10 protein-coding genes and 1 tRNA gene are annotated in these 11773 nt (G+C 46.1%); 8 read left to right on the forward strand and 3 right to left on the reverse strand.

Features of this window, described 5'->3' with window-relative positions; genetic code table 11:
* Positions 1 to 386: 386 nt before the first annotated feature.
* Positions 387 to 460 (forward strand) — tRNA-Lys (locus J7K41_04055).
* 30 nt (positions 461 to 490) lie between these two features.
* The gene (locus J7K41_04060; protein MCD6549849.1) at positions 491 to 820 is read left to right on the forward strand and encodes a helix-turn-helix transcriptional regulator; all 330 of its coding nucleotides are present in this window, start codon (positions 491 to 493) and stop codon (positions 818 to 820) included.
* 13 nt (positions 821 to 833) lie between these two features.
* On the opposite strand, the gene J7K41_04065 is transcribed toward J7K41_04060, so the two are convergent.
* Both J7K41_04065 and J7K41_04070 read right to left on the reverse strand, forming a co-directional pair.
* The gene (locus J7K41_04065) at positions 834 to 1247 is read right to left on the reverse strand and encodes a hypothetical protein (protein MCD6549850.1); all 414 of its coding nucleotides are present in this window, start codon (positions 1245 to 1247) and stop codon (positions 834 to 836) included.
* Between the two features lie 187 nt (positions 1248 to 1434).
* A complete protein-coding gene (locus J7K41_04070; protein ID MCD6549851.1) occupies positions 1435 to 1734 on the reverse strand; it encodes a hypothetical protein in 300 nt (99 codons plus the stop codon).
* Between the two features lie 63 nt (positions 1735 to 1797).
* On the opposite strand from J7K41_04070, the gene tadA reads away from it, so the two are divergent.
* Genes tadA through J7K41_04090 form a run of 4 tightly spaced genes read left to right on the forward strand, consistent with a single transcriptional unit; the run spans position 1798 to position 6097 of the window.
* The gene (gene tadA / locus J7K41_04075) at positions 1798 to 4056 is read left to right on the forward strand and encodes a Flp pilus assembly complex ATPase component TadA (protein MCD6549852.1); all 2259 of its coding nucleotides are present in this window, start codon (positions 1798 to 1800) and stop codon (positions 4054 to 4056) included.
* A 48-nt stretch (positions 4057 to 4104) separates the two neighbouring features.
* Positions 4105 to 5190 carry a GTP-binding protein gene (locus J7K41_04080; GenBank protein MCD6549853.1) on the forward strand — a complete coding sequence of 362 codons (1086 nt, stop codon included), beginning with the start codon at positions 4105 to 4107 and terminating at the stop codon, positions 5188 to 5190.
* Positions 5191 to 5213: 23 nt separating this feature from the next.
* Positions 5214 to 5471 (forward strand): hypothetical protein, encoded by a 258-nt coding sequence (locus J7K41_04085; GenBank protein ID MCD6549854.1) that lies wholly within the window; start codon positions 5214 to 5216, stop codon positions 5469 to 5471.
* Positions 5472 to 5476: 5 nt separating this feature from the next.
* Positions 5477 to 6097, forward strand: a complete 621-nt coding sequence (locus J7K41_04090; protein MCD6549855.1) for a metal-dependent hydrolase — start codon at positions 5477 to 5479, stop codon at positions 6095 to 6097.
* A gap of 3 nt (positions 6098 to 6100) precedes the next feature.
* Here the strand turns inward: J7K41_04090 and J7K41_04095 are convergent, their stop codons facing one another.
* The gene (locus J7K41_04095; GenBank protein ID MCD6549856.1) at positions 6101 to 7045 is read right to left on the reverse strand and encodes a hypothetical protein; all 945 of its coding nucleotides are present in this window, start codon (positions 7043 to 7045) and stop codon (positions 6101 to 6103) included.
* 61 nt (positions 7046 to 7106) lie between these two features.
* Between J7K41_04095 and J7K41_04100 the strand changes: the two genes are divergently transcribed.
* A complete protein-coding gene (locus J7K41_04100; GenBank protein ID MCD6549857.1) occupies positions 7107 to 11402 on the forward strand; it encodes a hypothetical protein in 4296 nt (1431 codons plus the stop codon).
* Positions 11403 to 11458: 56 nt separating this feature from the next.
* The coding region (locus J7K41_04105) for a hypothetical protein (protein ID MCD6549858.1) at positions 11459 to 11773 on the forward strand (315 nt) is incomplete at its 3' end.

The following is an 11773-nucleotide window of genomic DNA, read 5'->3' on the forward strand; positions in this document are numbered from 1 at the left end:
GCCAGTACATCCGGCGATTGTCAGGGCTCCTATGAGAATTGCTATTGCCAGCATCACACCTAGCATTTTCATCTTTAATCACCTCCTAAATTGAAAGAATATGTTTGGTAATGTTTAAAAATTTGTTTATCTATCGCCCCGTAGATGTCTTTGTGAATCATTCTTTAAAAATTAATCCACTGAGTTGAAGGCGGAACAAAAAGAGAAGATGGAAAATAAGAATATGATAAAAAAGTACTACGAGAATGAGTGATGAGTAGGTAGATATTTGGTATAAAACTTAATCCTCTGCATTGAGTTGATTATTGGATTTATTCACAAGTGCATTTTGTAGATCGGACTGAAAACTTTTTTAAATAGGTCGTTCAAAAATAATTCTTGTAATAGGGCCCATAGCTCAGCCTGGCAGAGCGGCTGGCTCTTAACCAGTAGGTCGAGGGTTCGAATCCCTCTGGGCCCGTCAGTTTCTGTTCATCAACAGGTGTTCCGTATGGACGAAAAAGAAACAGATTACAGAACTGACCTGAAAAGACTTTTCTTTCATCTGAAACCTGTTGCTATGATAACCTGTCTCAAAGATGGTTCTGAATGGAGTATATCTCAACTTGCTAAAGAAAGCGGGGCGACCTATGTTTACACCCACGGGATAATAAAAAGATTGGTTCAGGCAGGTTTTGTACATACCAGACTGGAAGGTAAAAGGAGAATGGTTAAACTTACTGAGGAAGGTTCTGTAATAGCACAGTTGTTGGAGGAGGCGTTACGTAAGATCGATGATATCTACGATCAACAGGCCACTGCTTCCGAACCTGAAGAATAATTTTTTCGGGATCTCACACCGCTCTCACAAGAACCTTTTTTCTTGCTGCATTTTTAACATGTTCATAATCCTTGAAATGCGAATATGCAACAACGTAAACCGTGTATTCGCCCGGCGGGGTGAGCGTTGACCCGTAAATCTTGAAATTTACTTCTTTTTCTTCACCGGGTTTGAGCACACCCAGTCTCTCTTCACCGCGTTTCTGAATGAGTGTGGAATTTACACCTAACTGTTTAGGACAGACAACTATCACCGAAGTTAAATGTTCCTCATCACTGACGTTTTTTATCCATACATGAAGTGTTATACTGTCGTTTTTTCTTGCGACCAGCCGAAACGGTTCCAACCTTGTAACTATCTGGAATAGACCGTGACCCTTCTCTTCCTTACCGCCGAACATCTCCCTAAGTTTATCGATAAAACCCATCTTCCTCACCTCTTCTTCCGTGTTGTTTTCTTTATCTTCCTCCTCGTTTTCCGTTTCGTCTTGGTTCTCTTCTTTTCTGTCTGTCTAACTCCCTCCCCTACGGATTCAATTTTTACGTGTTCTGTAAACTCCTTCCTGGACACGGGCACGGGCATTTCTCTACGATAGATGAGATAGAATGCATACCCTATATCGCTATCCCTAAGGCTTGCATAATGCTTGTAAAGATCCGTGCATACGATACAGTGTAAAAGAAAGTTGCTGTCTCAACAGAGTAGGCAACAAAGAACAACAACAATCCTGTCCACACTATCATCCCCTTTTTCATGATTTTAGTAGTGGTGTAGTAGGAGAAGAGGGTGGTGGAATGTTTTATCTTGTTCCATTTCATGTAGAAATATCCGAATATGACCAACGCTAAACCTACCACAGATAGTTTGAACACAGATGTCCATAGATAAACGTACTCAGGTTCTAACTCCAGCATTCTTTCCACCTGATTAAAAATAGGATAGATAACTATAAAAATCCTATCGCATTATTCTCTCACATGTGCATCCTTTCCATGGAAGGTAATCGGGCGGTTATGGATTGTTTGAGGTGCGGTCTGGGCCTCGGCTCAGGCAAGTGCATAAACAGTCATCTCAAGGCATTGGCAGGTTCCGACCGTTTACCGATCACATGCAGATATGAGGAAGAGGTCGTTGTAGAACTCGATGAAGAACGTACCAAGATTCTTTCCGAATACATCAAAGTGGTACAGGAGATAGATAGGATTGCGGTGGACCCGAAGATATACGGTATGAAAGAGGATGACAACTACTACAACCGGCGCGAACTTTTAAAACAGGTTCTCGAGGAAGTCTATATGGGACCGCAGATGGCGGTCCGCACCCTGGAATCCTATGAAGAACCGTATCCTACACGTAGCATGTTTTACGAAGGTTACGCATTGTTCAAAGAAACGGTGAAAAAGATTACCGAAATGTTGAAGAACACGGAACTGTACAGATTATGCGAGGAACACGGCGACCTTCAACATGCGTTTCTCCATGTGCTGAACATGTCTGGGTTTGAATTGATATCGTCTCTCCAGCTCCCGCTCCCGAAGGGTGCCAAGCTTAAGCATAAATACGATCTGACTAAAACGTTAACCGTTGAGATATACGAGATACCTCACAAAGAGGAACTGTTATACCGGCAGAAGAATAGGGTGATAGAAAACCTCCCCGAAAACCTTCTGAACCTGCTAAAACAGATCATCAAGAAGAATATGCGGAAATCCTTCTCGGGTACGGACATCAGAACTATTTATCAAGAAGTAGAAAGAAACATCCGCGGTCAAATACTCGATGAGGCTATGCTCCAGAACATTACAGTATCCAACGAGCAGGCTAACGAGATGGCACGCGAAGCAGCTTCCTGGGTCATAGGATTAGGTGCACCTATCGAAAACATCGCTCTCGATAAAAATGTCAGCGACATATACATAGATAGTCAAAATGCACCCATATACATTGAACATGCGGAGTACGGCATCTGTCACACACCGTGGCGGTACAACAAGGAGATGATGGAAAGGATGTTCACCAACATCATGATCCAGAGCGGTGAAACCCGCAAGTTCGATGAACGTAACCCTGTCGTCGATGTTTTTGTGCCGAGATTGAACATGAGATGTCATCTCCAACGTCCGCCGGCAACGTTCAACGACCTCCAAGCAGCACTACGTATCATGCGTACCGAACCGTTCACGTATCCCCTCTATCTCAAGTATAAATCGATGTCACCGTTCTTCGCCGGATACGACGATTTAATGGTCAGTTTAGGGTCCAGCGAGGCAGTGCTGGGTCTGAAAGGGTCCGGTAAGACGTCTCTCGTCGGTGCAAAGATTGCGGCGATCGGTACATCGCGCCGTATCCTGCCAATACAGGATATCGAAGAGATCCCTGTGAAGGCTTACAGAAAACGAGGGTTTCATATAGGGTCTGTAAGGGTACAATCCTCAGAGAAGGAACGTGAGGGGTCGAACGAATTGGACCTGGTCACCATGGCCAACGTGTCGTTGAGGTTAGGGGATGCGTGCGTGATCATCAATGAGATACGGTCGCGGGTGGCTATACAGGGTGTTATCAACCTTCTCAACACACAACCAGGAGTGTTTTTGCTCTACAACTTCCACGCCGAATCCCTCCGGGATGTACAGGATAGGTTGGAATTGGTGTTCGGTATACCGTCCGCGGCGATGTTCAGTACCGACCGTTACACTGTGTTGTACAAGGTACGGTTCGGCAGAAAGGGTAAGGTTTACCGTGTGATCGGTAAGCAGTACGAGACGGATATGGATGGACATAAGTTCGTTGAGGTGTTTACTTTTAAACGCGGTAGGTCTATAGAGGATAGTCAGTACGTATGTCATTTCTTGGCCAACCCAGAGGCAAGCGCCCAGTCACTCGAAGGTGTTGATCTGGTGAAACTGTTCAAGAACCTTCAGTTTGTGTTCATCCCGCCGGTACTTAAAAAGAGGGCGGAACAGATAGGTCTCACTCCGAAGCAGTGTATAATGCAGGCGTTCTTCAAAGGTAAAGTGTACGATGATATCTATCGAAAAAGTATCGAACTCAACGACCCATATCTTCTCGAACTCGACTTCGTACTCAAATGTAATACTGAGGCAAACCTTCTGTTGAAGCAGATGGAAGATGAAAACGGTAACGTGGACTACGGCAAGTTGATACCTATCTGGAATGAACGGTTTGCACAGCTTGTAGAAGAAGACCGACGTGCACGGTTGGGCACTACAAAGTGATGGAAAAACGGATAGTTTTAAATCTCCGGACATCTACTTTTTATTCTGATGTCGATAGCCGATAAGATCAGAGAATTGGAAGAGGAGATTGCGCGTACTCAATACAACAAGGCTACCGAACACCATATAGGATTGTTAAAAGCGAGGATAGCAAGATTACGGAGAGAACTGGCCAAACGTTCTAAATCTAAAGGTGAAGGGTTCGAAGTTAAGAAAGGAGGAGATTCAACGGTAGTAATGGTAGGGTTTCCCTCTGTAGGTAAATCCTCTCTGTTACGCGCGTTAACGGGTAAGGAAACTGAGATAGGAGAGTTCGCTTTTACAACGCTCAACTGTGTGCCTGGGATGATGGTGTATAAAGGCGCACATATTCAGATCCTGGACCTCCCGGGTATATTGAAGGGCGCATCGCAAGGGATAGGTAGGGGTAGAGAGGTGTTGTCTGTAGCCCGTCATGCAGATTTGATAATGATCGTTCTGGACGTCTACAACCCGCACAGAGAAGTCATAGTTCGCGAACTGTTCAACATCGGTATACGGTTGGACAGGTCACCTCCCGATGTGACGATTACCAAGAAACATCGCGGCGGTTTATCCATCAAATCCACTGTCGAACTCACAAAGATCGATGAAAAGACGGTTAGAGATGTGGTCTTTGAGTACGGTATCCATAACGGTGAGATAGTCATACGTCAGGATATTGATGTTGACGAACTTATCGATGCGTTAACAGGCAACCGCGTGTATGTGCCCAGTTTAACAGTGGTTAATAAAGTGGACCTCGTCACTGAAGATTATCTTAAAAATTTGAACTTTGATTTCATACCTGTTTCTGCAGAAACAGGACTGAACATAGGTCTACTTAAGGAGGAGATATATTCACGTTTATCGCTCATCAGGGTGTTTACCAAACGTAGGGGCGAGGAACCGGATTTTGAGAACCCGATGATACTGCGTGACGGTTCCACAGTGAGGGATGCGTGCCTCCGGTTGCATAAAGATATGGTTAGAGAGTTCAGGTATGCTCAGGTATGGGGACCCAGTGCCAGGCATCCGGGTCAACGTGTCGGATTGGACCATGTTCTCAAAGACGGTGACATAGTGATGATAATCACGAAAACGGGAAACATTTAAAATTTGCAGTACTAAGAATTATCATGTTGAGGACTGAAGAAGAGATCGAACGGATAAAGGAATGGTGCAGACGTATTAAGAAAGAACGCGGTCGAACATATATCATAGAACGGAATCCGTTCAAGGACGAGATAGATTGGATGCGTAACAAGGTTTACATCGAGATAGACCGTCCTTTGCATATGGCTCACAAGGAGTCGTTGGTCTACGATTCCACTACTGATACATTGTGGGAATATATGAACGGTAATTGGCGTCGTGTCGAACCTACTGCTTACTGACGGAGGTGGATGGTATGGGGAGTATGAAGTACAAAGATGTTAAGATAGAATTGTTCGGGCATGCGAGCGTAATGCTGGAATGGAACGGGTTGACCGTGTACATCGACCCTTATGTATTACCCGAAAACCCGAAAAAGGCGGACATCGTCTTGTTCACGCATGACCATTACGACCATTGCGTTGACCCGGAGAAACTGCTTAAGGAAGATACAGAGACGATCTCCGTGGCGTGCAGGTTCGCCAAACGTAGGGTCAACATCGGCGATGAAATCGAGGTCAAGGGGGTTAAGATAAAAGCAGTCCCCGCCTACAACATAGACAAACCGTTCCATCCTAAGGGTAAGGGTGCAGGTTACATAATCACTATGGATGATGTCTCCGTTTACCATGCCGGAGATACTGACGCAATACCTGAGATGAAGGATTACAGATGCGATGTTGCACTCGTACCTATCGGCGGCAAATATACTATGGATGTAGAGGAGGCCGTAAAAGCGATCTCGATGATCAAACCGAAGATAGCCGTTCCTATGCATTATAACACGTTCGAAGGGATAGAGGCGAGCCCTTCAACATTCAAGGAGAAAGTCGAATCCCTGGGTGTAACCTGTATGGTTCTTTACTGAACCTCACTTTTTCTTCCTTTTACTTTTTCGCTTTCTTTTTGATGGTTTTATTTTTTGATGTTTTGCTTCCGCTTTCTTCTTCACACGTACTTTTTTCGCTTTTCCTTTGCCTATCCTTTTGGTCCTACGTTTTTCGGACGCTTTTGCTTCCGTTTTCCTTTTTGTAACATGTTTCTTTACTTTCCTCACTTTCCTTCTAACGGTTTTCTTTACCTGTGGGTGTAACCTTTCGTATTCTTCAACGTACCCTATCATCAGTAAAGGCAGAGAGAAGAGAGGTATCAACACGATGTTCAGCACGGGTATCAGTGAGGTTGTTACAAAGAGTAGCATCAATCCAGCAAACCGAAACGGTTCATGGATAACATCTGCCAGGAAAGAGAAGGAATAGAACGGGGATATATGGTTTATCGAGATCGGGACAAGGGCGTACGCTACCGTGATGAGCAAAAGTACGGTTATGACATATCCTCCTACGATAAACGCGTAGAACACTGCATTGTGACCGAACAGGATAGGGTCGGCGTTTCTGTCGAACTGCATCCCAACATATATACTCAACGGTATACCCAGTGTTATCAGTAGAAGCGTTAACATGACAGGAAAAGGTTTTGTTGTGTACGAATACGCCAGCTCGGTGTACTTGAACAACCCGTTTTCCGACCCATGGATTACGTTGTGCAACGATTTTATGTAGGCGCATGCAAACATCCCTGAGAGAAACAGTAGGATGATCAGCATGGTCAGGAACGCAACCCCCAATACGTACAATGAGGTGGTTGGGTCTATTCCGAGAACGGTTCTTACGAAAAATGTTATCAGAGGTATATTTAACACGGCTCCGACGGATAGACCTGTGAAAAACAATAGCAACACAGTTGCCGATAGAACATCCCTCGGTTTGGAAAGATAGACGTTCAAGGATTCGCTCAGTAACCCTTTAACCATCGATTAACCATCCACCTTAATTTTTAAATAGTTAACATTCTCAAATTTTAACGTGATACATATGAAAAGGTGGATGGTCGCTCTTCCGGTTCTGTTATTCCTTATTTTGGGTGTAGTGATATACGCCGAGGAGATCTATCCCGGTGATATATATTCGCTTCCCGGTGGAGAACAACAAAACTCTGGGGTAACGGGTCCTGTGACCGGTAACGTCTCAGAAACCGATAACATGACTACTGAGATTCCCGTCCTACCCACACAGATCAGAAGGTTCTGGAAATCGTCCGCCTGGGAACACAAGAACCCTTACATGAACATGAAAGAGGATGCGTGCACCCGACAGTACAACTATATCCTTCAGGAGAACATGTATCAGATAGGGAACGTGGACAGTTCATGGATAATCTCTCCGTCCGACCCTTTGATCACAGAGTTTGACAGTAATGCACATACCAACGTTGCAGACCTGATCCGCGAGGCGCGCGAATACGCTGATGCGGCAAAAAGTCATGCTGACAACGCAACAGAAATCTTCGATAGACGAACAGGGTTTTCTAAGAAGACAATTAAGAAAATTGCTGCAGGTGCCGTGTGCGGGGCTGTAGGTGCTGGAGCAGCTCTCGCTACCGGTGGAATAGGAGGCATTGTGGGAGGGGCCTGCGTCCTGGCAGCGGATGCTACTATTAAAGATATTTCCTGTAGCGTTTCTACGATTGCCACTGCCGAATGCGAATATTGTCACGAAACCGATGAAGGTACGGAATGTTACGATGTCATCGAAAAAATCAATGTGGATTTTTATACTCGTTTGCCTTCCAACTGCGACCTTCGGGAGATTGAGAGTACAGAAACGTGTAGCGACGGTATATCAACATCAGGTTGGAATATCTACGATGCATGCGCGGTAAAGGAATACTGCGACGGCGACCTGGCATGGTATATTACTGTCGGAAGTGTCTGGGGACAGGTTACATCAGCAGTTTCGGGTCTTTTCGGCGGAGAAAGGAGGAGTTGTAGACTTCATGAGTACTCATCGCATTGGAAAGCTGCAATGTCCAATGCTGCGTCAGCGTTGGAAAAGGCAGCCGAGGCGAACCGTATCGTACTCAACAGGATCCAGAAGAAGATCGATAACCTTGACCAGATGGGTGCGGATTACGAGACCTATTACGGCGGTGCACGTGCCGCTTGGGATAACGCATCGCTCATAGCGAGCGTCGTGATAAACCAGAACAAGTCGGGGTTCAACCCGAGACTGACCAGTTATTCTTCAGCGTATTCGGATGCTTATTACATCATGACCCGTATGTATGAGGAGTCAGTTACGGCACCTTACGGACCTTTCTTCTACATATCAAACATGTATCCTACGGAGATCCAAAGGTTGGCAGGAATTTACACAGCCGATGAAACTAACAACTCTTTAGTAGAGGGTATAAAACTGTACAACATACTCGTTAAAGCAGAAGAGACCATGCGTCAGGAGTACGAAGATGCATCCTACAACGCATCGACGGCAATATCCGAGTTGAAGGATTCGGTTAAACAACTCGAAGAGGAAAAACTTGACCTTATGAAGGAGAATCCGCCGACGGGCATGTTGAGCGGGTACAGCGGCGGGTTGTCCGAGGAAACGACAACGGTTTCATTAGAAGGAGGTAGCGTGAACGAGAAATACGAAAATCTTAAGGCCGAGGTTAAGAACATCGATAAACTTTATGATAGTGCCCAGCATCTCAGCGAGAACAAAGGCGTTGATGATTATCTTGCAAAGGCGATGGAACAGATGAACAATGTGACCGAGCAGGCAACCGCATACCGTCTTTCAGCAGAAGGGCTTCTCGAAAAGGCCAAAGGTTACAGGAATGCTGCGCAGACGGCGGCGCGCAACAAGATCAGCGAATGCGAATCTCTGATCAAGAGTGCTGAGGACACTGTGCGCGCCGCCTACGCAGCACAGTACCTGAACAGCGCGAAAGAGCATTATCCTTCGGATGCAACGACCATAGGTGAACAATACGTGGATTATCTCGCCGCCTATAAAGATGCGGAGGTCTGCGTGGAAGTTATGCAGGGTAAGGAGAACATATCGATCGTTTCGTTGGATGAGCTGCTCAACAGGTATTTGACTGTAATAAACTGTGTTGAACAGGCAGGTTATCCGGACATAGCGGCACAGCACAGAACACTGTACAACTACTACAGAAACCTGAACCTGACCGACAGGGATGTTGCCGTGACCGGTTTAGAGGATGAGATAAACAGTCAGATCCGATCCCTCTACTCGATGATGGAGAACGAGTTCTCCGATATATACATGTTGCGCGCGCAGATCTCGGAGATGTTGAACGGTATGCGCGGGTACGGGATAAACGTATTGAGTTATCAGCAACGGTTCGATTCCTACAATACGTATTTTGACGGTGATAAACTCAACATGGAGAGAGCGATATGCTCTTTGGGAGAGATACGTAATGGATACAACGACCTGTTGATGAGTTTACGTTCGGACGCGCCCGGTATATTGTCCGGTATAATGGGTTCGGAATATCAGGTGTCTGCGTCTTTCGATGAAACACCGCAGATCGATAAAGAGGTGGGTGTCGATATCACGGTGATGCTCTCAAATCCGACAGGTATAGGGTCTGACCAACAGGTCGTTGTCACGATACCGTTCCAGTACCAGGTGTTCAAATCCGATGGTCAGGACCTGCCCAGCGAGGTAAAAGATGTTGTCAGCGACGGTTCAACGTTGACGATAACCTTCTACAAGGTTGACCCGCAGACCGAGTACACGCTTAACTTCCATGTAGAAGGCACATTCTTCAGGTCTTCTTACCGTGAGGACTATGTCACATATTCGGATGAGTTGCGTACTGATCACGAGGTCGATGTTTCGTTTGATGCAGACATTCCGTCCGATATGGTTTGGGATATCGAATCGGTTGATCCGTGGATAACGACCGCCAGCGCTACATTTGACGGTCGGCAGACGAACCTTGATATAATGCCCGGGTCTGTGAAGGTCTATCTGCCGGATGTTGGAAAGGGGTCGCATACGGTCGTTATTACATATTCCGTGGAGAACCGTTCTGCTTCGTTGAACGCTACGAGAGATGCGTATTACAGAGAGTTGCCGGATGTGCAGGATATGTTGAACGACCTGAGCGAGACCATCAACACGTTCAGAGAGAACGGTATGGATGAAGAGGCAGATCTGTTGCAGGAGCAGTTCGATAACGCTACACGGTTGTTGAACGAGGCACAGGAGTTGGCGGCTCAGGGAGATTGGGCGGGCGCGCTGGACAAACTCAGGGAGGCTAAAGAAACCGCAGCGATGGATATGAACCGGTTGTTGGATGAGAAACGTCAGGAATTGATGCAGAGGTATGCACAACTCTCACAGATCTGGACACGGTTGGGTGTTGAAGACGGTAATGTTACCGCACTCAAACAGCAGATCGAAGAGAAACTGAGACTTCTTAACTCAGGGAAACTTACTGCAGACAAACTCGGTGTGATTAAAGAGGTTTCGGACCTGTTAGACCAGTTCGAACAGAAGATAAATTATTATCTGAATAAGAACGTGGAGAAGTTTATGCAGGAATTGAATGCGTTTAAAGCAGAGGTGAACCAGTTCGAACTTAACACTGTACCGAAGTACAGGGAGTATTACGAAACCCTGAGGAATTTCAAGGTCGGAAACACGAAACTCGTGGTCTTCCCGTACACCTTGACCCAGTTGAACGATCATATCAAGGAAGTGAAGAACGTCATAAAAGATGTGGAGAAAGCAGGTAAAAACCTGACCACGCAACTGGTGACAACGTTCCGCAATGCTAAACCCAAGTTCTACACGGTGCGGAATAATACGCTCGCTGTCATGGAGAACGTGAAGAACCGGACCGAGAACTTTATCTCCGGGTCAAAGAAGTCTATCAGTATACTGGAGAAGCGCGAACTTAGGGATGAGCACAAGGCAAAACTCGATACATTGAAGAAGGAGGTTGAGGAATCTGAACAGTTGCTCAAACAGGATAAAGTGCCTCAGGCGTTCATGAAGAGCGCCGATGCTTACACCAATCTGTTGATGTTGATAAGCACCCTGCCTCCTGAAGAGAACGGTATAGACGTATTCCAGATATTGATAATCCTGTTATCACTCGTCTTCCTAGGAGCGATAGGTTACGTGGTGTACACAGGGCTTAAAAAGGAGGGCGGAGATAAGGGAGAAGGCGGTATACTGAACCTTAAACTGAAACATCTGGCCGGGTCCGGAAAGGAGAGCAAAGAACAGACGGTCAGACGGTTGAGAAGGTCTTCTATACGGAGGCTGGCCCGGAAGAAAAAACCGTAACCGTTATAAATGTGAGACAGAAATAAATAAGAGGTTGTGTGCGAAAGGTGAGAGGTATGGATCAAAAACTGGATGTTCGCATCGTCATCTTATCAGCGGTGATGACATCGGGTCTGTTGTTTGCCCAGAGTACTCTGGAAGGGGTGTTGCTCGCTGTATGCGATGATGTTATGGGTTTGATCCCGCCGATAGCATTCCTCTTAGTAGCTACGGCGGCTGTCGCTTACGCGCTCGGTGGTGTGATGTCTGCGGAGATGCGTGCCAGGACGCATGTCTGGGCACAGTCCCTTCTGATCGGTGCGATCATAGGCGGGATACTGTACATCGTTGTTCCCAGGTTGCTCGGTGCGCTGATATCTGCAGGTCTCGAC

It is taken from the genome of Candidatus Micrarchaeota archaeon (assembly GCA_021163225.1).
Taxonomy (GTDB): domain Archaea; phylum Micrarchaeota; class Micrarchaeia; order Anstonellales; family JAGGXE01; genus JAGGXE01.